The organism is Mycobacterium talmoniae, from assembly GCF_001854525.1.
Classification (GTDB): Bacteria; Actinomycetota; Actinomycetes; order Mycobacteriales; family Mycobacteriaceae; genus Mycobacterium; species Mycobacterium talmoniae.
Window position 1 is genome coordinate 1 of record NZ_MLQM01000037.1, and the last position, 22,887, is coordinate 22,887.

The window sequence follows — 22,887 nt, forward strand, 5'->3', positions numbered from 1 at the left end:
CGTGTACGACTCGAGGAGCACCGAGTTCGCCGAGCTGATCCGCCGGGACACCGACGGGTACGGGGTCGACATCGTGTTCAACTCGCTGCCCGGCGCCGCGCAGCGCGCGGGACTGGAATTGCTGTCCTTCGGTGGGCGGTTCGTGGAAATCGGTAAGCGCGACATCTACGGCGACACCAAGATGGGGCTCTTCCCGTTCCGCCGCAACTTGGCGTTCTACGCCGTCGACCTGGCGTTGCTGACCCTCACCGACCCGGACACCCTGCGCCGCCTGCTGGACACGGTGTACGGCCAGATCGCCGACGGCGTCCTGCCGATGCCGGAGGTCACCCATTACGCGCTGCAGGACGCGGCGACGGCGATCCGGGTGATGGGTGCGGCCGAACACACCGGCAAGCTGGTGCTCGACGTCCCGCATACCGGGCACACCCGGGCCGTGGTGCCCCCCGATCAGGCGGCGGTGTTCCGCGGCGACGGCGCGTATGTCATCACCGGCGGCCTGGGCGGTTTGGGTTTGTACCTCGCCGAGAAGATGGCCGCCGCCGGCTGCGGCCGCATCATCCTCAACGGCCGCTCGTCACCCAGCGGCCAGGCGCAGCAGGTGATCGACCGGATCCGCCAGCGGGGCACCCAGATCGAGGTGGAATGCGGCGATATCACCGAGCCGGGCGCGGCGGAGCGGATGGTGGCGGCCGCGACGGCGTCCGGCCTTCCGGTGCGCGGCGTATTGCACTGCGCGGCGGTGGTCGACGACGCCACGCTGGCCAACATCGACGATGACCTCATTCAGCGCGACTGGGCGCCCAAGGTTTACGGAGCCTGGCAACTGCACCGGGCGACCACGGACCAGCCGCTGGATTGGTTTTGCTCGTTCTCGTCGGCGGCGGCCCTGGTGGGCTCGCCCGGACAGGGCGCCTACGCCGCCGCGAACAGCTGGCTGGACGCGTTCACCCACTGGCGTCGGGCCCAGGGCCGGCCGGCGCACGCCATCGCGTGGGGCGCCTGGGCCGAGATCGGCCGCGGCCAGGGCATGGCGCAGCACACCGGGATGGCCATCGCCCCGGAGGACGGCGCCTACGCGTTCGACGCGCTGCTGCGCCACGACCGGGCCGTCACCGGCTACGCGCCGGTCGCCGGCACCCCGTGGCTCACCACGTTCGCACAGACCAGCCGGTTCGCCGAAGCCTTCCGGTCGATGGGCCAAAACCGTTCCGGCGCCAGTGAATTCCTCACCGAGCTGCGCGGGCTTCCGCGCCCGGAGTGGCCCGGTCGGCTGCGCAGGCTGGTGTCCGACCAGATCGGACTGATCCTGCGCCGCGCCATCGACCCGGACCGCCCGCTGTCCGAATACGGCCTGGACTCCCTGGGCAACCTCGAGGTCCGTACCCGGATCGAGGCCGAAACCGGGGTACGGATCGCCGCCATGGACATCACCACGGTGCGGGCGTTGGCCGAGGGCTTGTGTGACGCGCTCGCCGCCGAAGACGCACCCGCCACCAACTGAGTAGGGGACACCGATGGTTATCTGGGAAGCGATCCATGACTGGGTGGACGCCCCGGGCGAACTGGTCACCTGGGATCCGTCGCCGGCGACGCTGGCGGAGGTGCGCAACGCCCCGGTAAGTCCGGTGCCGGCCAGCTATCAGCAAGCTCAGCACCTGCGCGCCTACTGCGACTACCGGGCCCAGGGCGCCGAGATGGCGCGGCTGAACATCCCGGCCTGGAACATCGCCGGGCGGTGCGATATCCGGGCCATGACCCACGTCATCAATGCCTATCTGCGCCGCCACGACACCTACCACAGCTGGTTCGAGTACAAAGACACCGGCGAAGTCGTTCGACGGACGATGAGCAATCCCCGCGATATCAAATTGGTTCCGACCAAACATGGCGAGGTCACCTCGGCGGAGTGGCGCGACCGGGTCTTGGCGACCCCCGATCCGCTGCAGTGGAATTGCTTCTCGTTTGGCGTCATTCAGCGCGCGGATCATTTCACCGTCTACGTGAGCGTCGATCACCTGCACGCCGACGCGATGTTTATGGCGGGGGTCTTCGTGGAGATTCACATGATGTACGCCGTGCTGGTCAGCGGCGGAGCGCCCATCCCGTTGCCCGATGCCGGCAGCTACCACGACTACTGCGTCCGTCAGCACCAGCAGGTGTCGGCGCTGACCTTGGAGTCGCCGGAGGTGCGCAGCTGGATCGAGTTCGCCGAAAACAACGACGGCACCCTGCCGCAGTTCCCGCTGCCCCTCGGGGACCCCTCGATACCGTGCCCCGGTGCGATGCTCACCGTCGAGTTGATGGACGAACCCCAGACGCTGCGCTTCGAATCCGCGTGTATGGCCGGCGGGCTCCGGTTCAGTGCCGGGGTCTTCGCGTGTGCGGCGCTCGCGGAGCATCAGCTGACCGGGATCGAAACCTACTACGTGATCACCCCGACGACGACCCGCAAGACGTCCACGGAATTCATGACCACCGGATGGTTCACCGGCGTGGTACCCATCACGGTTCCGGTGGGCGAGACGTTCCGGGACACCGCCCGCGCCGCGCAGACCTCGTTTGATTCGCTGGTCGGCGCGGCCCATGTGCCATTCGATCGCGTGTTGGAATTGGCCGGCGCGGACGCGGGGCTGCGGAAATCCCAGCCCGGGGTGCCCATGCTGTCCTACCTGGACGCGGGGCTGCCGCCGCTGTCGCCGGCCATCATCTCGGAGTGGCAGGGGCTCAACGGCCGGGTCTACAGCGACCTCGGTGCCGCGCATCAAGTCGGTATGTGGGTGAACCGATTTGGCAACGGCACCACGGTGACGATGGCGTTCCCGGACAACCCGATCGCCGAGGAATCGGTACTGCGCTACATCGACGCCATGAAAGCCGTATACCTGCGCGTCGCCGACGGCGGGGGAGAGGCGCCAGCCGCCGAACCCTGCGCCGCGCTCCGTGCCGGTGGACTCGTGTCGTCGAAAGCCTGAGGTCATGTGGATCGAGTTGCGTGCGCCCTCGCGGGCCCGGGCCGGCGACGGTGCGGCGCAAGATAATCGGCTCTCGTTCACCGACCAGGCCATGTTCCTGGGGCTTCGCGCCACCGGCCAGGAGTCGGTGATGCAGGTGGCCTGGGTCTATGAGCACCCGGTGCAGATGGCGGCGGTGCGGCGGTTTCACCGCGACTTCGGTCACGGCCTGTACGGGCGGCTGATCGAGCGGTCGCCGCTGCCGTTCGGCCGGCATCGGTGGGTGTCGTCGCCTGCGCCGGCGCCGTTCGACACCGGCGGAAACGCCCGTCCGCGTGCCGAACTCAGTGATTGGATCGATGAGCGCGCGCAGCTGCCGCTGGACCCGGAATGGGGGCCGGGCTGGCATCTGGGGGCCCAGTCGTTCACCGACGGCTCCACGGCGGTCAGCCTGGTGCTGTCGCACTGCCTGGCCGACGGCGGCGGTGCCCTGCTGACCATCGCCGACGGGATCAACGGTGCCACCCGCGATCTGGGCTACCCGCCGCCGCGGTCCCGCACCCGGCTGCGCGCGGTGGCCGCCGACGCCGTCGACACCGCACGGGGGTTGCCCGAGGTGGCCCGCACGCTGGTCGCCGCCGCGAAACAGGCTCTCCGGCGCCGCCACGACTTCGCCCGCTCGGGGCCATCGCAGCCCACCGGCGGCGGCGACGATCGCGGTGTCGTGTTGCCGGCGGTCGCGGTCTTTGTCGACACCGCGGATTGGGACGCCCGCGCGGAAGCCCTTGGCGGAACGACGTACTCGCTGGTCGCCGGGTTCGCCGCGAAGCTCGCCGAGCGGATGGGTCGGCGACGGGCCGCGGACGGCGCCGTCGCCCTGCTGCTGCCGATCAGCGACCGCGGCCCGGGCGACACCCGGGCCAACGCGGTCTCGCTGGGCAGCTTGACCGTCGACCCGACGCCGGTGACGACCGATCTGTCCGGGGTGCGGGCCGCGATCCGGGACGCCATCACGACGATGCGGGAGAGCCCCGACGAATCGCTGCAGCTGCTGCCGCTGATTCCGTTCGTCCCGAAGCGGGCGGTCAAGCGCGGCGCCAACGTGATGTTCGGCTTCGCCGACCTGCCGGTGTCGTGTTCCAACGTCGGCGACCTGGACCCGGTGATCGGTCGCCTGGACGGCACCGACGCCGACCACGTCATCCTGCGCGGGGTGGACCGGCATGTGACGCGCCGCGCCCTGGAGCACCGGCGGGGACTGCTGACCGTGGTGTCGGGGCGGGTCGGCGGGAAAATCTCCGTCGACGTCGTTGCCTACCAACCCGAGGCGCCGAACTCGAAGGCCTGGCTGCGGGAGCTGGCGGTGGCCACGCTGGCGGAGTTCGACCTGGCCGGCGCGGTGGTCTAGGCGGGGGTGGACCGGTGTTGATCGAGCTGCTGGCACCGCTGCGCCGCGGCACGTCGAAACGTGAGGTGCGGCTGGACAATCGGCTCGCGTACTTCGACCAGGCGTCGTTTTCGGCCCAGCGCGCCACCGGCCGCGGGCAGGTCATCCAGGGGGTGTGGATCTATGAGCACCCGGTGGACCTGGACGGGCTGCGGCGGTTTCACCGCGATTTCGGTCACGGCCTGTACGGGCGGCTGATCGAGCGGTCCCCGCTGCCGTTCGGCCGGCATCGGTGGGTGTCACCGCCCGCGCCGCCGGCCCCGCTCGACATCGCCGAAAGCTCCCGTCCCCGCGCCGATCTCAGCGATTGGATCGACGAACGGGCCCAGCTGCCCATCGACCCGGAACGCGGGCCCGGCTGGCATATGGCGGTTCAGCGGTTCACCGACGGTGCCACGGCCGTCAGCCTGGTGGGCTCACACTGCCTCGGCGACGGCATCGGCGCCCTGCTGTCCACCCTGGACGCGATCAACGGCACCACCCGCGATCTGGGCTACCCGCCGCCGCGCTCCCGCACCCGGGGGCGGGCGCTGCTGACCGATGCCGCGCAGACGGTGCGGGCGGTGCCCGAGCTGGCCCGCACCCTGGCCGTCACGGCCAAACTGGTGTTTCGGCGACGCCACGACCTGGCGCGATCGGGCGGGGCGGCACGGCCCGCCGCACCCCGGGCCGCCGACGGCGGCGACCACGTGGTGGTCCCGGTGGTCACGCTGTTCGTCGATACCGAGAGCTGGGATTCCTGCGCGGCGTCGCGGGGCGGAACGACGTACTCGTTGCTGGCCGGGTTCGCCGCCAAGCTTGGCGAGCGGATGGGGCGCCGCCGCGCCGACGACGGCGCGGTGGCGCTGCTGATCGCCGTCAGTGACCGCGGCCTCGGCGACACCCGGGCGCACGCGATGGCGATCGGCAACGCCAACGTCGATCCGACAACGGTGACCGAGGACCTCTCGGGTGTGCGGGCCGCGGTCCGGGACGCCATTAAGGCGGTCCGGGAGGTGCCCGACGAGTCGCTGCAGATCCTGCCGTTGATTCCGTTCGTCCCGAGGCGGGCGATGAAACTGCTGGCCGACGTGTTCATCGGCGCCGCGGACCTGCCGGTGACCTGCTCCAACGTCGGCGAGCTTCCCCCGGAGATCGCCCGCATCGACGGCACCGACGCCGAGTACGTGTTCCAGCGGGGCGTGGACCAAAACGTCACCCGCCAGCAGCTGGCCGACGGCCGCGGCCAGCTGGTGCTGGTTTCTAGTCGCGTCGGCGCCAGGATCGGCATCAATATTGTTGCCTACCAGCCCGGTTCGGCGAACTCCAAGTCGTGGTTGCGGGAGTTGGCGGCGCAGACGTTAGCGGAGTTCGACCTGACCGGGACGGTGCTGTAGTGGTCGATAACACGCTGGCGTTTATCGACCAGGGCTCGTTGCTGTGGGTGCAGGCCAGCGGCCACGTGCACGGTGTGCAAGCCACCTGGCTCTATGGGCGCGCGGTCGACCTCGACGGGTTGGGCCGCGTCCGGGACAACCTCGCCCACGGGCTGCTGGGACGGCGGGTGGAATGCTCACCGCTGCCGCTCGGCCGGCACCGCTGGGTCGCGTGGCCTCACCGGCCCGTCATCGACGTCGCCGCGCCGGCGCGCAGCCGCGCCGCGGTCGCCGAGTGGGCCGACGAGCGTGCGAACGTCCCCATCGATCCGCAGCGCGGGCCGTGCTGGCATCTGGGTGTCCTGCCGCTGGCCGACGATCGGGCCGCGGTGAGCCTGGTGGCGTCGCACACCGTCATCGACGGCGTCGGGCTGTGTCGGGCGATCGCCGACGCGGTCCGCGGCACCACGCACAATCTCGGCTACCCGCTGCCGGGCGCGCGCCCGCGCCGGCGCGCGGTGCTCGAGGACGCCGGCGTCCTGATCCGGGGGCTGCCCGAGGCCGCTCGCGCCGTGGTCGTCGGGGCCAGGCTGGCCCGGCGCAGTGCCGGTGGTCCGGGTGCGCGGCGGCCGCCCGCGCCGGGTGACCGGGACACGCCGGTGGCGGTGCCCACCGCGACGGTCTACCTCGATGTCGCCGACTGGGACGCGCGGGCGCAAGCCCTCGGCGGCACCAGTAACTCGCTGTTCGCCGGGTTCGCGGCGAAACTCGCCCAACGCAGCGGCCGGGTGCGTGCCGACGACGGGTGGGTGACGTTGACCTACCCGGTCAACGACCGCGCCGACAACGACACCCGCGCCAACGCGCTGAAATCCATCGATGTGGTCGTCGACCCCGCCGCGGTCACGACGGACCTGCGGGAAGTCCGGCGCCGCATCAAAGAGGCGCTGGCGCTGGGGCTGGGTAACTTCGCCGAGCAGGAAGGCGCCCTGCCGCTGATCCCGTTGACGCCCAAGGCGATCGTCAAACGATTGCCGGCCGACACCGTGGGCGCGGCCGCATTGCCGGTCGGGTGCTCGAATCTCGGTGATCTCGACCCCGCCACGGCGTGCGTGGACGGCACCGCGGCCGACTATTTCTCGGTGCGACTGGTGGCGCAAAACCTCACCCGACGCAGCCCCGAGCTCAAATACGGAGAGCTGCACCTCACGTCGGGACGGATCGGCGGCAAATTGTTCATCGCGGTGCGCGGCTACGAACCCGGCACGGACAACCTGAGCAGCGATTTGCGTGACCTGGTGGCGAAGACGCTGACCGACTTTGACCTGACCGGGATCATCGACTAGGACCTACCATGCCCCGTTCCATAGATCTGAGCGCCGAATCCCCGGCCAGCGTCGAGCAATTCCACTCCGCGTTCAGCAGCGAGGCGTACTGGCGGGCCAGGCTGGCGGTCAACGACAGCGGCCCGGCAACGCTGGACACGTTGACGGTGGATGCCGACGACACCGTGCGGGTGGTCATGACGTTGACACCGCTGCGCGACCGGCTGCCCCGGATGGTCACCCAGCTGCACCACGGTGCCCTGCAGATACGGCACACCGAGACGTGGCGTCGCGGTGCAAACGGCCGGGTCCACGGCGAGATCGGTTTTGTGCTGCGCGGCGCGCCGCTGTCCGGGCTGGGCCTGGTTGAGCTGGTCCCAGCGAACACCGGGTCCCAGCTGACCTGCACCGCTACGGTGGAGGTCAGGGTCCCGTTGCTGGGAGGGACCGTCGAGCGGTTCATCGGCGGCCAACTCCCGGACGGGATTCTGGCCGCCCAGCGCTTCACCACCGAGTGGATCGCCCAGAGTGGTTCGCGCGCAGCGGTCCCAGGCTCGGCCGGGCGGCCGAGCACCGGCCGCCGACAGGAAGGTACCGCCCCATGACCGACACTTCGCTCACCGGCGTGCTGCGCGAGCGTGCCAGCCTGCAGCCCGACGACGACGCGTTCACCTACATCGATTACGACCACGACTGGGACGGTGTTGCCCAGACCTTGACCTGGGCGCAGCTGTATCGCTGGGTGCTCAGCCTCGCCGACGAGCTGCGGGGACACGCCGCGTCGGGGGACCGGGCCGTCATTGTGGCGCCCCAGGGGCTCGAGTACGTGGTGGCGTTCCTCGGATCGTTGCAGGCCGGGCTGATCGCGGTTCCGTTGTCGGTGCCGATGGGCGGTGCCACCGATGAGCGGGTGAGCGCGGTGCTGCGCGACGCGTCGCCGACGGTGCTGCTCACCACGTCGTCGGCCGCCGGCGTGGTCGCCGACTACGCCGTGCCCGCCGAGGACGGACCGGCGCCCGCGGTCATCGCGGTGGACTCGCTGGACTTGGACACCCGGCGGCGCACGACCGGCAAGCGGGAGGCCCCACCGGCCACGGCGTACCTGCAATACACGTCCGGGTCGACCCGGACGCCGGCCGGGGTGATGATCTCGAATGCGAACCTGACGGCCAACTTTCGGCAGATGATGTGCGACTTCTTCCCGGAGTACGGCAAGGTCGCGCCGCCGGATACCACGGTGGTGTCGTGGCTGCCGTTCTATCACGACATGGGGTTGATGCTGGGCGTGTGCGGTCCGATCCTGGGCGGTTGGCGCACCGTGATCATGAGCCCGGTGTCGTTCCTGCAGCGCCCCGCGCGGTGGATGCAGGCGGTGGCACGGCACCCTCGGGTGATGACGGCCGCGCCGAACTTCGCGTTCGACTTGGCGGCCGGCCGAACCTCGGACGACGACATGGCCGAGCTTGACCTCGGCGATGTGCTGGCCATCTACAGCGGCGCCGAGCGGGTCCAGGTCTCCACATTGCGCCGCTTCGCTCAGCGGTTCGCGAAATTCAACCTCCGCGAGGAGGTGATCCGCCCGTCGTACGGGCTGGCGGAAGCGACGCTGTACGTGGCGACCGGCGGCTCGGGTCGCCCGCCGAAAGTGGTGCACTTCGAACCCGAGAAACTGTCGGCCGGGCACGCGAAGCGGTGCGCCGCCGACGACGGCACCCCCTTGGTGAGCTACGGCACCCCGCACTCGCCGGCGGTGCGGATCGTGGACCCCGAGACCGGCACCGAGTGCCCGGCGGGCATCGTCGGTGAGATCTGGGCGTTGGGCGACAACATCAGCGCCGGCTATTGGCACAAGCCGGCCGAGACCGAGCAGACGTTCGGCGGACAGCTGCCCGAGGCTCCCGACGGACGGTGGTTGCGAACCGGGGATCTGGGCTTCATCTCCGAGGATGAGCTGTTCATCATCGGCCGGATCAAAGACGTGCTGATCGTGCGCGGCCGCAACCATTACCCCGACGACATCGAGGCCACCGTCCAGCCGATCTCCAAAGGCCGCGTCGCGGCCATCGCGGTTCCGGACGGGGACACCGAGACGTTGGTGGTGATCGTCGAGATCAAGAAGCGGTCCGACTCCGACGACGAGTGGGCCCAGCGGCTGGAGCGGGTGAAAAACGATGTCGTGTCGGCGATCTCGACGTCGCACGGGCTGAGCGCCGCCGACGTCGTGCTGGTCGGGCCCGGGTCGATCCCGATCACCACCAGCGGCAAGATCCGGCGGGCGGCCTGCGTTGAGCTGTACCGCGACGGCCAATTCAGCCGGGTGGACGGATAGCGGGCTTCATGGCGCGTGCACCGGGGTTGACCAGCAGCTCGATCAGGTCCACCGGGTTGCGTCCGCGGAACTGCGGGATCGGCCACCACGGCAGCCCGCGCGCCAGTTGACTGACCGCGGCGTCGGCCATCGCGTCCTGAATCCGATACCGGCGGTTCACCGGATCCGGTGACCACAGCGAAGAAATCACCCGGCACAGCCCGTCCACCCGGAGCAGGTTGAACTCGCTGTCGTCGTCGAGGCCCATCGCCCGCAACCGCGCCAGAAACGGAACGCCGGTCGTGATCGTCGTCCCCAGCCCGGAGATCTGAAAACCGCACAGTCCGCTGGTGTCCTCCAGCCGCTCCAGCACCCCGTCGCGGCCGGCCGGCGTTGCGCGGTACCGGTTCTCATGCCCCATCATGTGCCCGCTGAGGGATGCGCGGGTCCCGACAATCTGCACCGCGCCATCGGCCCGGGTGTACGGCTCCAGGACTTCCCCGGTCGTCCCGTCGGGAAAGCGATACACGATGTCGACCGCGCCCGGACGCACCCGGCGCAGGTGGGTCGAGCGCACCAAAGGCAAGCCCAGCCACGCCCGCAACAACGCCAAGGCGTGGTATCGGAACCCCATCTTGGTCAGCCGCACCCGGACGACGTCACCGAGGGCCCCGGAGCCGATGACGCCGCCGATCAACCGGAACTGCGGCAGGTTCATGAAGTCTTCGGCCACCCGAACCGCCCGCCACCGCTGGTACAGGCCGAGATGCCGAAGATCGGCGACCCGACCCACGGCCGGGGTGTCCATCACCAGTTCGGCCTCCGGGGCAAGATGCGACACGGCGCGCAGGACTTCCAGATTGCTGGTGGCCGTCACCGACACCAGGACCAGGTCGACGTCGCCCGGCCGCAGGGCGCGCAGATCCTCGATGGCGGCAACGCCGAACTGCTCGGCGGCCCGGCGGGCATGACCAGCATTGCGCGAGTAGACACCGGCCACCTCGACATTCGCGTTCAGGCACTGCAGCGCAGGCAAAAACGCGTTTCTGGCTCGATAACCGGACCCGATGACCAGCGCTCGCCGTCGGCGGGGTACCCCGGTCGGCTCGCCGCGATCCGGCGAACTCACCGAGGTCAGGACCCCGCCAGCGCCGAGCTCAGCAGTTTATGGCCGACCGCCTGCAGCCGTCCGTACGCGCTGGCGGCACCCGTGAGGTCGTTTCGGTGCGTACACGGCGGTATCCGAGCCGTAACGGCCTGGCGCTCCTCGGCCAGCGGATCGGTGGTTCCCACCCGGCGTTGGTCCACCAGGGCCTGCAAGCGTGGATCGTCGAGCCGTGACCGGGCCGCCCGAAATTCGTCGAGGCCAATCCGATCGTTCGCCAACTCGGCTGGCTGGAACGAGATCTTCAGAATTCTGCGGCGCCGCGGTCCCCGGTTCGGGGCGGCCCGGTGGTAGTAGGAGCGGTTCCAAATCGCCGCTGTGCCAACAGGGCCTACCAACCGCACGATCTGATCGCCGGATCGCAGACCCTGGTGGGGGGAGCGCGGCGTGAACTCGAAGGGGCCGTCGTCGTCGCCGACGGGTGACAACAGAATGAATATGCTGACAAATTTTGGGGCGGCCGGTGAGAAACCCCGAAGGGTTTCGCGGTCCCGGTGCCAGCCGTGCAGCCAGTTCTGGTGGATGTGCGGCTTGTGTTGGGCCGCGGCGATTTCATAGCAATGGCAGTGGTAGAGCAGGGCGGACGGCTCGATACCGGCGATGAGCCGACGAACCGGTTCACTGAACACGTCCTGGAAGATTCCGGTCTCAACGAGTTGGTCGGCGCCAACGTAGGAGCGGGCCTGATCCTCGGTCGCCGCGAATAACGGGTCAATCCGCTGATTCCAGGCCTCGACCTGCGCAACGGGCCACAGCCCGGTGAGATCGGCGATCCCTTCCTGGACAAGCGCTTGCCGCAGGGTACGACCTTGCGTCATGTTCCGTCCAACCGTCCGTTATCGCCGTCGAGCAACACAATAGATCAGTACGCGGCCGGCGTCACGGGGTCCGCCAGCACCGGGCGGCTGTTCACCGAGACGTTGGGCAGCTCGCCGGGAAGCCCCCCACGTCGCGGTGCTGCAGGTATTGTCGTGGCCATGTTGAGGGCTGCGACGACCCTGCTGCAGAAGGCCGATCGCCGGCAGCTGGCGGACCCCCGCAGCCTGCACGCGCTTTTCCACAAGACGGACCGCAAACACTGGGGCGACCCCCGCAGCCTGCACCCGTCATGGGAGCCTCGGACCCGCAAGGCCGCCGCGCTGGTGCCGGCGCGCAGCCGCGTCATCGAGTTCGGGGCCGGCAACCGAATCCTGGAGCGCTACCTCGATTCCTCGTGCACCTACACGCCGTCCGACCTCGTCGATCGCGGGCCAGGCACGATCGTGTGTGACCTCAATCGGCGACCGCTGCCGGACCTGGGCGTCGACGGGTATGACGTCGCGGTCATCATGGGGGTGCTGGAATACCTGCGCGACGTGCCGTCGGTGCTCGACTGGTTGGCCAGCCACGTTCAGGTGTGCGTGCTGTCCTACGCCTGCGCGGACACGAACGGCCACTCGCCGCGCGCCTGGCTGGAGACCGTGAAGCGGCTCAAGGCGGGCTGGATGAACCACTACCGGGAAGCAGACCTTCGCTCGCTGTTCGGTGAACGCGGATTTGCCCTGGTGCGGCAGGAGAGTTGGGAAAACCAGCGGTTGTTCGTTTTTTCCCAACCCGGCGCACCCGCCTGATCGCCACAGCGGGGTGGCGGGCGCGTCCCAAGCCCAATAGCCAAGGGACGCTGGCTAAGTCCGAGCAACTGCAGACAAACCACGACCCCGCGCGGTAAGGTGTCGCGTGCGCGCCGAGGGCGCGACATGAGCGTGCGACGTGGCGGCCCGAGGATCGGCGTCCACGTTGGGGACAAGCAAGACCGGACCAGGAAGCTTGACGTGGGCGCAGTGACAGGCCGCAGGTCTCGTTCGTCGAGTGTTGCGGTGTTGGCGGTCGCCGGATCGGTCCTGCTCGCGGGGGCGTCGACACTGTCGTCGGAACTGCCGTGCGGGGTGCGAACGGTGCGGTCGCTAGCGCAGCTGCTCTCCGACGAGGCGCTGATCATGGGCGGCAGCGGCATGCCGTTGCCCACACAGAGCTACATGGACACCGTCTATGGCAATTTCATCGCCCCCAACGTGGTCGGCAACTACACCACCCAGGCCCTGTTCACGCCCGAGCAGTTTTATCCCTTCACCGGGGTCAAGCAGCTGCCGTTCGACACCTCGGTGGCCCAAGGCCTGTCCAGCCTCGACGACACCATCCGCGGGCAACTCGCCGACGGAAACAACCTGGTGGTGTTCGGCTACTCGCAGAGCGCCACGATCACCTCCCTGGAAATGGAGCAGCTCGCCCAAAACCCGCCCACGCTGGACCCCGGGCAACAGCTGTCGTTCGTGCTGATCGGTGATCCCAACAATCCCGACGGCGGGATCTTCGAGCGTTTCGCGGGCCTGTCGTTCCCGAGCCTGGGCCTGACGTTCAGTGCTCCGACCCCGGCGGACACCATCTACCCAACCGACATCTACACCACCGAATACGACGGCTGGGCGGACTTCCCGCGCTACCCGCTCAACATCCTGGCCGATCTGAACGCGTTCGCGGGCAGCTACAACGCGCACTTCGACTACACCCAACTCACCCCCGACCAGCTTGCGCAGGCCATCGAGCTGCCCGGATCGGCCGATCTGACCGGAGTGGGGTCGACCAACTACTGGATTATCCCCACCGAGAACCTGCCGCTGCTCGATCCGCTGCGGTCGGTCCCCGTGGTGGGAAACCCGCTGGCCGACTTGCTCCAACCGGATTTGCGGGTGCTGGTCAACCTGGGCTACGGCAGCATCGACAACGGTTGGGACCCCGGCCCGGCCAATGTGCCCACCGGGTTCGGGCTGTTCCCCACCAACATCAATCCCCTCGAGGTACTGCAAGCGCTGGCATCCGGGGCCCAGCAGGGTGTCCACGACTTCATGGCCGACCTGTCTAGCTCGTCGTCGTCGCTGTCCCTGGCGGATCTGACCGAACCACTGGCGGCCCTGTCGACCGGCGCGCTTTCCCCGGCCGACCTGCCGTCGCTCACCGACATCGTCAACGCCCTGTCGAGTGCGGCCAGCGACGGGTATGCCGCGTTACTGCCCACCGCGGATGTGCTCAACGCGCTGATCACCACCATCCCGGCCTACGACGTCAGCCTCTTCGTGGACGGGCTGCAAGAACTCATCGCCGGCGACCCGATGGGGCTGGTGAGCGCGTTCGGTGATCCCATCGCCGCGGACATCGCGTTGTTGACCCTGTTGGAGTCGGTCGAATCCACCGTCATCACCGACGCGGTGCAATCCGTCGTCGCAGATCTCAGCACGCTGATCCCGTTCTGATCCCTCCGGGAGTCCCAGGCGGCTAGCTCACGGGCGCGCCAGACCCAATTGGCCGGCCAGCGCGCCGTATTCGGTCTGCAACCGGTTGCGCAGCCGGTCCACGGCGGCCCCGGTGGCGCTTCTGAGGGCGGCCCCGCCGGCGAGGGCGTCACCGACCCGGTCGATTACCGCGGTACTGGTCAGCTGGTCGGTGCGGATCAACAACCCGGCATTGTCGATGGACAGCGCGAAGTCTCGGCATTTCGGCTGGTACTCCAAGGCAATGGTCGGGGTGGCCGACAGCGATGCCAGAATCCCCGCGTGCAGCCGGCTGACCACCGCCACCGAGCACCGAGCGAGCTCCGCCGCCGCGGCGCGGGCGTCGCCGGGAAGGACAATATCGGCCGCGAGTCCGTCCAGAGCGACCTCGGTCCACCGTCGATCTTTGGGATTCATCAGGATCCCGACAAACCGATACCCCTGCGACGACAGATGTTTCACCGCGCGCGAGATCTCGTCGGCGAGCCCGTTGGGATCGTGGCCCCAAAGATCATCACCGAAGCCCAGGTTCACCCCGATGAGGCCCTCTTCCGGGGCGACGTCGGGTTGCGGCAGCAGCAGGGCCGGATCTCCGGCCACCTCCACGGTCAACCCGACATCGGACAGCAGTTCCGCGCTGCGGGGGCCGCGCACCGACACCGTGTGGAACTCGGAAAGTATTGCCGGCCAGCGCCTCAGCTCGTCTCCGGCGGAGCCGCTGCGGCGGCCCTGGAAGACCGGATCTTCCACGCCGACACCGATCGCGTACCCCGCGGTGTTGTTCGTGAGTGCCGAGCCACGCTTGATCGCGCGCCGCCAACTGCGCCGGCCGACGATGGTGCCGCCGCCCACCACCTGGGTGCCCGCCGCCAGCGACCGATGCAAACCTCGTGCGGGAGACCAGATCCGCTCATGTGGGAAACACGGCAAGTCGACGAACGCGGCGCCCGGAAGCTGCGACCGGACCGCGTCATAGATCGCATCGTCGCCGATGTTGCCCCTGCCGTGCCATCCCAGGTAGCCGACCCACGGCGCCGACCCACCGGGCTCCTGGCTCCGGATGCGTGACCGCCTCACCGGATGGCCTCGTAGCCGAACTTTTTCTGCTGCCGCCGCGGTAACACCGCGACGAATGACCAGTGAAAGAACAGCGACCAGTATCCCACCGTGTCGAAGCGACGCGTCGAGGTGTAGACGGCCTTGGTCGGAAGGTAGAAGAATTTTCCGGATCGCCGTGCCTGCCGGATGAGGAGCAGATCTTCACCCATGGTGAGGTTTTCGTCGAACCGCAGTTGCGGGAACAGTGAACGCCTGACGACCTGGATGGCGTACGAGCCGCCGAATCGGTGCGCAAGGTTGTAGTAGGCGAACCAGGCGCGGGCATAGCGCCTGGTGTCTAGCGGCAACACCTTGGTGGTGCCCACGGACAGCGACGCGCCCGATCCCCGGAGCAGGCTGTTGAGTTCGAGTAGAAAAGGCGGTTTGAGGACGGTGTCGGCGTCCAGGAAGATCACCCAGTTGGTTTCGGGGGAGACGCGGTCGATGCCGAAGTTCTTGGCCGCGGACACACCGGACCGGTCGCTGTGGTAGACCCGGATGTTTCCGCCCGCGAAACGTTGCGCGACGTCGAGCGTCCGGTCGGACGAGCCATTCTCAACCACAATGGCTTCGTAGCGATCCGTTGGGTAGGAAAGCCGGGCGATATGCGCCAGGGTGTCGCCGAGATACTCTTCCTCGTTGTGCGCGGGGATGACGATGGAGAAGCGCAAATAGTCGTCGATTGTCGGTGGGACCATGCTGCCTAGACGGCGCCCAAGCCGCTTGACACGAGACCGACCCCCAGGGTGGCGATCACACACGCGAAAATCTGCCGACGGTGGCCCCGCAGCCAGTTGTGCACCCGCAGCACGACCGCGCAGGTCTTGTCCGGCGCCGCCACGTAGCTGATCAAGGTGACCTCGAAGACGGCGAGCATCACCACGATGTAGGTGATCCCCGCACTGACTTGGGTGCGCATCGCGGTCCCCGAGGCCAAAATGACGGCGAATGCGGCCAAACACTCGGCGGGCGGCGGCCCCGAGCCCAGGCCGACCACAAACGACACCCACGCCGAGCCGTCCTGCAGTGCGCGGCGCACGAAGTTCTGCGCCCGCGCTATCGGGCCCGGTGGCCGCTCCGCCGGCGCCGGCGTGTCGCCGCTCAGCGCGGCGACCGGCGCCCGGCGACGCGCCGAGAATCCCACCGCGATGGACACCGCGACCGGCAGCAGCAGTAGCCCGACCGCGAGTTGGAGGTGCCGCGCAGCGGGTTTCGCGGCCATGGCGGCCAGGTTTTGCATCATCGTCGGCAACAGATCACGCATCCCCAGCAGCAGGACCAGCGCGGTCGCAACACCGATGGTCATCGCGCCCAACCAGTAGGTCAGCAGGTTGCGCATGGGCCGCGGCCGGGACAGCAACAGCAGGACGACGCCCATGCGCACCGGGTCGGTCGCTCCCACCAGCGCCAGCACCAGGACGGTGGCCCACATCGCGCAAACCCTACCTTCCTGCAGCGGATCTCGCTGCCCAACGTGCGACTCGGCCCACCCCCACCCGTGGCGCAACAGTACAGTCGGTGCGCGGCGGTGCGGGGTTCCGGACGGTTTCTTCAAGGAGGTCGGCGGCCGTCGACACGCTGCGGGCGGGTTTTGTCATCGCAGCGGCGACCTCCCGCGCGCGCCGGACGTAGTGCGGTGTGAGCACCGTCCGCAGCGCCGCCACCAGCGATTCTCGACTGGTGCAGGAAAGACGCTGGGAGACGCCGACCTCCAGGCGCTTGACGCTGGCCGCCCACACCGGTTGGTCGGCGCCGATCCACAGGATCACGGTGGGGACTCCGGCCCGGACGCCGGCGGCGGTGGTTCCCGCGCCGCCGTGGTGCACGACGGCGCGGCAGCGCGGGAACACCGCGGCGTGATTGACCGCGCCCACGAGTTTGACGTGGTTGGCCTGCGGGATGTCGTCGAAATCGCAGCTTCCGGAACAGATCAGCGCACGCTCACCCAATTCGGCGCAGACCTCGGTGATCATCGCGACGGTCTGGGCGGGGGATTGGACCGGCATGCTGCCGAAACCGAAATAGATCGGCGGATCGGAGGCGGCAATCCAGGACGCCACCTCCTCGTCGCTGTCGGTCGCCAGCTCCATCGATATGGAACCAACAAAGGGGCGCCGACCCCGCCATTCTTGGGCGAGTCCGGGAAAGAACAGCTCATCGTAGGCTTGCATCTCCACGGTGCCGCTCTCGGCGATGCGGCGCACGCAGCTGACCGTTGCCTTGGGTAGACCCAACTCGCGCCGTTGCGCATCCTCGGCCTCCTTCAGGATGCGCCAATACACCCATTCGGCCGCCGCCATCCCGGATCGGATCAGCCAGGGCGGCAGCGGGAGGGGCAGCGCGCGGCCGCTGGCGCGGGCCGGGAAGTAGTGCAGCGCCGCCAGCGGAATACCGTGGTACTCGGCGACGTTGGCGGCGGCCTCCTGATAGGTGGTGCCGGTCAGGATCAGATCCGAGCCGTCGGCGAGCGACTGCAACGCGGCGCTCATCTCTGCCCAGCCCTGGGTCATGTACTCCCGAAGCTCCCGCAGCGCGGTGACCGGATTCTGGATCTTCCAGTACTTGCGGAAGATGTCCGCGTCCAGTTGCTGCTGCGAATCCACCCCATAGGGAACGACCGGAGCAAGGCCGGCCTTCTCGACAAAGGAAACAAGATTAGGCGGAACGGCCAGCCGCACGTCGTGCCCCCGGCCGCGCAGTTCCATCGCGACCGCGGCGCAGGGCTCGACGTCACCACGCGTTCCGTGTACTGCCACAGCGAATTTCATCGGCTAACCACCCCCTTGGTGCCCGTTTCGGTCCGCCTAGGGCGCCGCCCATAACGCCGCGGCCGCGTAGTCGCGGCGCGGCACTCGGACGCGTTTGCGCAGCGGAGTTGGATCTGGTCGCGCTTCCTCGTGCGGTGCGGGTGTTGTCTCTTCCGGCTCTTCGTGTTTCCTCTCCGCCACCGGCTCTTCTAGCGTGCCGTCGGTGACCGGCTCGTCCTGCGTCCTATCCCCAGCGGGCTGGTGCTGGGTGCGCTCGGCGGCGGCCGGCGCCTCGGCGCGCAGCCGTGACGGCCACCAGTTTGCCCGGCCAATCAGCGCGGCGATGGCCGGCACCGTCAGCGTGCGCACCAGGAAGGTGTCCAGCAGAATCCCCATCCCGATGATGAATCCGGCCTGAACCAACGTGCTGATGCTGGCGAACAGCATGCCGAACATGGACGCGGCGAAAATCAGGCCGGCCGCGGTGATCACGCCGCCCGTCGCACCGACGGTGCGGATGACGCCGGTACGGACGCCACGGGCCGATTCGTCCCGGATCCGGGAGATGAGCAACAGGTTGTAGTCCGCCCCTACCGCGACCAAGATGATGAACGTCAAGCCGGGAAGGCTCCAATGAAGTTCCTGGTGGAATAGGTATTCGAATACCAGAACGCCGATCCCCAGCGCGGATAGATACGAAACCACCACCGAAACAATCAGATACAGCGGCGCCACAAGTGCGCGCAGCAGCACGATCAGGATCAGCAGCACGACCATGATCGTCACCACGACGATGAATCTGATGTCGCCGTTGTAGTAGTCGCGGGTGTCGCGCAGGCCCACCGAATATCCCGTCATCGAGATCGATGCATCGGCCAGCGCGGTGTTGGGTTGGGCACCACGGGCGGTATCGATGATGGCGTTGACCTGGTCCATGGCCGCGGTGCTGAACGGGTTGAGCTTGGTTTGCACCAGGTACCGCACGGTGTGCCCATCCGGCGAGATGAAGATCGCCGCGGCTTTCTTGAAGTCATCACCGGTTAGAAACTGCGCCGGGATGTAGAAGCCGGACATCGACGGCGTGGTCGCATCGTTTTTCATGCCCAACAGAAACGACGAGGCGTCACCGAGCCCGGCGCCGGCCTTCTTGCTCTCGTCGACCAACAGCTGCACGCCGTCGGCGACCTGCCGGCTGGCCTCGGCCAGCTTGTCCGCGTTTTGCCGCATGGTGGCCAGTTCGGCGGGGATGTTCGCGCCCCCGCCCAGCCCCGCCGCCTGCAGCGCATTGTTGGCGATGCTGAACGCGCGCCGCAGGTCACTGGCGGTGGCCTCGAGGGTTTGCGCGCCCTGGGTGGCTTGCAGCTGCCGAGCCAGCTCGGAGACCTTGTCGAAGGTGCCGTCGTTGCGCGCGGTAACCAGCTGCTGCAACTGGCTGCGCGCGTTGCTGCACGCCGAGTCCATGTTGCAGGTCGGGCTGGCGTTGAGTGAGGTCAGCACCGGATCGGCCCAGGCGAAGCTGTTCTTGGCGTCGGTGAGATTCACGCCGAGGCTGTCGCCGAGTGCGCGCATCGCGGTCACCAACTTGGCGGCCTGGTCGAGCTCCTTGAGGGTCTTCTCCCCGCCGAACGCGTTCTGCATGTAGGTCAGGGCATCGACCAGCCCGCTGACGGTGCCGATGGCCTGACCGACTTGGCCGTTGAGGGAGCCGAGCACGTCGGCAATCATTCCGGAACCCTTGGCCAGCATGTCCATATCGCCCGAGCGGTTGGCGATCTGGGTGGATGCGTCGTTGAGCTTGCCGCCGACCTCGCCGGCCTGAAACGACAGCCGGGCCTGCTCGAGTGATTCGCCGGTGGGCCGGGTGATGCCCCGGACGGCTTCGATATTGGGCAGTTGGCTGACCCGATGTGCCATCTGCTCGAGGTCGGCCAGCGCCTTCGGGGTCCGCAAATCGTGCGGGGAGGACACCAGCAGGTATTCGGGGATGCTCGAGTTCACCGGGAAGTGGCGGCCGATGATGTCGTAGCCCTGGGTGCTCTCCACCGATTGCGGCAGCGCCTTGCGGTCGTCGTAGTTGAAGCGCACCAGGCTGGCGGAGCTGGCCAGGGCGAGCAGCACGAGCAGGCTCGCGACCAGATGGGTTTTGGGGCGTCGCACGATCCGGATGCCGGAGCGCCGCCAGACCCGGCTGGTCAGGTCGCGTCGGGGCGCGACCCAGCCGCGCCGCCCGGCCAGCACGAGAACCGCCGGCAGGAAGGTGACCGCCGCGAGGAAGCCGATGAAGATGGCGATCGCCAAGGCCAAACCGATCGAGGAAAACACCGTCAGCTTGGTGAAGACCATCCCGAGGAAGGTGATGGCCACGGTGGCCGCGGATGCGGCGATGACTTTGCCGATGGAGTTCAGCGCGCACTTCACCGCGTCGCCCGCGTCGGCTCCCTGCCTTCGGTAGTCGTGATAGCGGCTGATCAGAAAGACGGCGTAATCCGTCCCGGCGCCGGCCATCATCGCGGTGAGAAACACGATCGTCTGCGGGGAAATGCTCAGGCCCAGCGTCCCGAACCCGGCCACCACGCCTTGTGCGGTGGCCAGCGACACCCCGATGGTGATCAGCGGCAGCAGCATGGTGAGCGGGTTGCGATAGATGATCAGCAAAATGGTGAACAGCATGACCACCGTGGCGAGCTCGATGATGTGCCGATCTTTTTCGCCGACATCGGTGATATCGCGCAGGGTGGCCGCCGGGCCGGTCACGTTGGCGCTCAGCGAGGACCCGGCGACGGTATCTTTCACGATGCCGATGACGCGGGCGGTCGAGGCATAGGACTGCGGTGAGCCCAACTCGCCGGTCAACTCCACCGGTAGCAGCCAGGCCTGGTGGTCTTCGCTGGTCATCACCTGGCGCAGCGGCGGGGTGCTGATGAAATCCTGCAGCCTGATGACGTCCTGGGTGTCCTGACGGAGTTTGTCGACCAGGGCGCGGTAGGTGCCTTCGTCGGCGTCGGTGAGGCCCTTGTCGTCGGTGAGCACCACCAACAGCATGTTTCCGGTGCTCGACTCGTGAAACGCCTCGTTCATCTGCTGGGCGCTGACCGCGCCCGGGGCGTCGGCCGGTAGCAACGCCGACGGGCTCTTCTGGGACAGCTCCAGCAGGGACGGAAACGCCAACGGCAAGCTGCCCGCGAGCACGATCCAGAACCCGATCACCCACCACGGCCACCGCACCACGAGATCGCCGAGCCGTTGGAATACGTCGATTCCTCGGACCCGGTCGGTGAGGCGGCTCAGCCGTGACACCGTTAGGAGCCTACTGGTCCGGTCCAGTCTCAGGGAGGTTCACCGGGGCTTCATCGCAATAGTTCACCCGAGTTTCGTCGGCCCACACCCGCGGGTGGCCCCGCTCTGGTCAACGCCCGCGACCATGGTCTAGGGTTTGCCCAAGTGCTTATTGTATAAATGCAACGATCGGTTGAGCCGCGACAAAGGAGTCGATTCGGATGAGCATTGCGGAGCGGACCGCCCAGACCACCTGGGAAGGGCCATTGGCCTCGGGCACGGGCACGCTGCGTGAGGGGAGCAGCGGAGCCCTGGACGGCCTGCAGGTGACCTGGGCGGCCCGCACCGAACAACCGGGCGGCAAGACCAGCCCGGAGGAACTGGCCGCCGCGGCGCATTCCTCGTGCTTCGCGATGGCCCTGTCGTTGAAGCTCGGCGAGAACCACACGCCGCCGCAGCGGCTCGATGTGGCGGCCACCGTCACCCTCGACGAGGTCGACGGCGCGCCGACCATCACCACGTCGCGGCTGCGGGTCCGTGCCCAGGTGGCGGGCCTGGACGCCGACCGCTTCGCCGCGGTGGTCGACGAGGCGGCGGCGCTGTGCCCGGTGTCGCGGCTGTTCGCCGGCGCCAAGATCACCGTCGACGCCCAGCTCGACTGAAGCGATCGGGGGGACCGCCATGCCCGAGGAGACCGTGTCGGCCGTCTTGGAACGCGAGCACCGTGACATCGACGGTGCCATCGAGGTTTTCCTGCAGAAGCTGGATGCCGGCACCGTGCAGCCCGAACCGCTGACGGCGGCGCTGGCGGCGCTGCGCCGCCACATCTATATCGAAGAGGTGTTTGTGTTCCCGCCGGTGCGGGAGGCCGGCCTGGTGATGCCGATCTTCGTGATGCTGCGTGAGCACGGCGACCTGTGGCAGACGATGGATGCGCTGACCGAGCTGCTCACCGTCGGATCCGACACGGCGGGGCTGCGGGAGACCTGCCGTCGGCTGCTGGCGCAACTCGATCAGCACAACGCCAAGGAAGAGCCGATCATCTACCCGCAGGCCGCCACCGCGTTGCCGGCCCACACCGCCGCCGAGTTGCTCCGCTTCGTCGACACCGGGCGCACCCCGGACGGGTGGGTGTGCCAGCGGGCCGCAGGGCTGTCGCAGCCGTCTGATTGACACACCTGTCGGGACGTTCCTACGGTGCGAGTATGTCGCACGCCGCGGTGGGCCCCCGCATCCCCAAGTTGCCGCTGCCCGAGGCCAAAGCCGCCGCCGACGAAGCCGGTGTGCCCGACTACATGGCCGAGCTCAACATCTTTCAGGTGCTACTGAACCATCCGCTGTTGGCGCGGACCGTCAACGACCTGCTGGCCACCATGTTGTGGCACGGCGAATTGGACGCCCGGCTCCGTGAGCTGGTGATCATGCGGATCGGCTGGCTGACCGCCTGCGACTACGAGTGGACCCAGCACTGGCGGGTCGCCTCGGGTCTGGGAGTCTCCGCCGAGGACCTGGTCGGGGTGCGAGATTGGCCCAACCACAGCGCATTTGGCGCCACCGAACGCGCGGTGCTGGCCGCCACCGACGACGTGTTGCGCGACGGCGCGGTCAGCGCCGAGTCGTGGGCGGCCTGCCAGCGGGCGTTGGGCTCCGAGCCCGAACTGATCGAACTGGTGGCCGCGATCGCGGCCTGGCGGATGATCGCGTCGATCCTGGCCAGCCTGGACGTCCCGCTGGAAGACGGGGTGGCCAGTTGGCCCCCCGACGGCCGGGCACCGTAATCGTCCCGCCGACGAGGCCGTTGATCCAACATCGGTAACGGCCGATCCCTGGGAAATCTGGCACGCGGTGGCGCGATGTCGTCAGGTTGATTTCAGAATCGCTTCCTATTGTCGGCAAGGGAGGTTCGG

The 22,887-nt window shown here is 68.3% G+C and carries 19 protein-coding genes; 12 read left to right on the plus strand and 7 right to left on the minus strand.

Annotated elements, in window-relative coordinates; genetic code table 11:
- The 7 genes from BKN37_RS09485 to BKN37_RS09515 all read left to right on the plus strand — a co-directional run.
- Nucleotides 1-1,504, plus strand: a 1,504-nt coding sequence (locus tag BKN37_RS09485) for an SDR family NAD(P)-dependent oxidoreductase (protein WP_131823557.1), incomplete at its 5' end; no start/stop codon positions are given.
- Between the two features lie 13 nt (nt 1,505-1,517).
- Nucleotides 1,518-2,975 carry a condensation domain-containing protein gene (locus tag BKN37_RS09490; protein WP_071024818.1) on the plus strand — a complete coding sequence of 486 codons (1,458 nt, stop codon included), beginning with the start codon at nt 1,518-1,520 and terminating at the stop codon, nt 2,973-2,975.
- 4 nt (nt 2,976-2,979) lie between these two features.
- Complete coding sequence (locus tag BKN37_RS09495; protein ID WP_071024820.1) at nt 2,980-4,362, plus strand: hypothetical protein; 1,383 nt, start codon at nt 2,980-2,982, stop codon at nt 4,360-4,362.
- Between the two features lie 17 nt (nt 4,363-4,379).
- Nucleotides 4,380-5,777, plus strand: a complete 1,398-nt coding sequence (locus BKN37_RS09500) for a hypothetical protein (RefSeq protein WP_071024869.1) — start codon at nt 4,380-4,382, stop codon at nt 5,775-5,777.
- Nucleotides 5,777-7,102, plus strand: coding sequence for a condensation domain-containing protein (locus BKN37_RS09505; RefSeq protein ID WP_071024821.1), 1,326 nt, complete (start codon nt 5,777-5,779; stop codon nt 7,100-7,102). Before BKN37_RS09500 ends, BKN37_RS09505 begins: the two co-directional genes overlap by 1 nt.
- Nucleotides 7,103-7,110: 8 nt before the next feature.
- Complete coding sequence (locus BKN37_RS09510; RefSeq protein WP_071024824.1) at nt 7,111-7,686, plus strand: DUF2505 domain-containing protein; 576 nt, start codon at nt 7,111-7,113, stop codon at nt 7,684-7,686.
- A complete protein-coding gene (locus BKN37_RS09515) occupies nt 7,683-9,410 on the plus strand; it encodes an AMP-binding protein (protein ID WP_071024826.1) in 1,728 nt (575 codons plus the stop codon). The genes BKN37_RS09510 and BKN37_RS09515 overlap by 4 nt, the downstream gene beginning before the upstream one ends.
- Here the strand turns inward: BKN37_RS09515 and BKN37_RS09520 are convergent.
- Together BKN37_RS09520 and BKN37_RS09525 are read right to left on the minus strand one after the other, a co-directional pair.
- Nucleotides 9,391-10,518, minus strand: coding sequence for a Gfo/Idh/MocA family protein (locus tag BKN37_RS09520; protein ID WP_165618310.1), 1,128 nt, complete (start codon nt 10,516-10,518; stop codon nt 9,391-9,393). The genes BKN37_RS09515 and BKN37_RS09520 overlap by 20 nt on opposite strands.
- A 5-nt stretch (nt 10,519-10,523) precedes the next feature.
- On the minus strand, nt 10,524-11,372 hold the full coding sequence (locus tag BKN37_RS09525) for a phytanoyl-CoA dioxygenase family protein (RefSeq protein WP_071024831.1): 849 nt from the start codon (nt 11,370-11,372) through the stop codon (nt 10,524-10,526).
- A 159-nt stretch (nt 11,373-11,531) separates the two neighbouring features.
- On the opposite strand from BKN37_RS09525, the gene BKN37_RS09530 reads away from it, so the two are divergent.
- Both BKN37_RS09530 and BKN37_RS09535 read left to right on the plus strand, forming a co-directional pair.
- A complete protein-coding gene (locus BKN37_RS09530) occupies nt 11,532-12,164 on the plus strand; it encodes a class I SAM-dependent methyltransferase (RefSeq protein ID WP_071024871.1) in 633 nt (210 codons plus the stop codon).
- 324 nt (nt 12,165-12,488) lie between these two features.
- Nucleotides 12,489-13,841 (plus strand): PE-PPE domain-containing protein, encoded by a 1,353-nt coding sequence (locus BKN37_RS09535; protein ID WP_165618311.1) that lies wholly within the window; start codon nt 12,489-12,491, stop codon nt 13,839-13,841.
- 27 nt (nt 13,842-13,868) lie between these two features.
- Here the strand turns inward: BKN37_RS09535 and BKN37_RS09540 are convergent, their stop codons facing one another.
- From BKN37_RS09540 to BKN37_RS09560, 5 genes are read right to left on the minus strand one after another with little or no spacing between them, the layout of a single operon-like run.
- Nucleotides 13,869-14,936, minus strand: coding sequence for a polysaccharide pyruvyl transferase family protein (locus BKN37_RS09540; RefSeq protein ID WP_242657176.1), 1,068 nt, complete (start codon nt 14,934-14,936; stop codon nt 13,869-13,871).
- Nucleotides 14,933-15,655 (minus strand): glycosyltransferase family 2 protein, encoded by a 723-nt coding sequence (locus BKN37_RS09545; RefSeq protein ID WP_071024835.1) that lies wholly within the window; start codon nt 15,653-15,655, stop codon nt 14,933-14,935. Before BKN37_RS09545 ends, BKN37_RS09540 begins: the two co-directional genes overlap by 4 nt.
- Before the next feature lie 5 nt (nt 15,656-15,660).
- Nucleotides 15,661-16,389, minus strand: coding sequence for a GAP family protein (locus tag BKN37_RS09550; RefSeq protein WP_071024837.1), 729 nt, complete (start codon nt 16,387-16,389; stop codon nt 15,661-15,663).
- Nucleotides 16,390-16,399: 10 nt separating this feature from the next.
- Entirely contained in the window at nt 16,400-17,725 is a 1,326-nt protein-coding gene (locus BKN37_RS09555; RefSeq protein ID WP_083341693.1) for a glycosyltransferase, read from the minus strand.
- A gap of 36 nt (nt 17,726-17,761) precedes the next feature.
- Complete coding sequence (locus BKN37_RS09560) at nt 17,762-20,911, minus strand: MMPL/RND family transporter (RefSeq protein WP_083341695.1); 3,150 nt, start codon at nt 20,909-20,911, stop codon at nt 17,762-17,764.
- 290 nt (nt 20,912-21,201) lie between these two features.
- Between BKN37_RS09560 and BKN37_RS09565 the strand changes: the two genes are divergently transcribed.
- From BKN37_RS09565 to BKN37_RS09575, 3 genes are read left to right on the plus strand one after another with little or no spacing between them, the layout of a single operon-like run.
- Nucleotides 21,202-21,642 (plus strand): OsmC family peroxiredoxin, encoded by a 441-nt coding sequence (locus BKN37_RS09565; RefSeq protein WP_071024844.1) that lies wholly within the window; start codon nt 21,202-21,204, stop codon nt 21,640-21,642.
- Nucleotides 21,643-21,661: 19 nt separating this feature from the next.
- On the plus strand, nt 21,662-22,153 hold the full coding sequence (locus tag BKN37_RS09570; RefSeq protein WP_071024846.1) for a hemerythrin domain-containing protein: 492 nt from the start codon (nt 21,662-21,664) through the stop codon (nt 22,151-22,153).
- Nucleotides 22,154-22,185: 32 nt separating this feature from the next.
- Entirely contained in the window at nt 22,186-22,758 is a 573-nt protein-coding gene (locus BKN37_RS09575; protein ID WP_071024849.1) for a carboxymuconolactone decarboxylase family protein, read from the plus strand.
- The last annotated feature ends 129 nt before the right edge of the window (nt 22,759-22,887 follow it).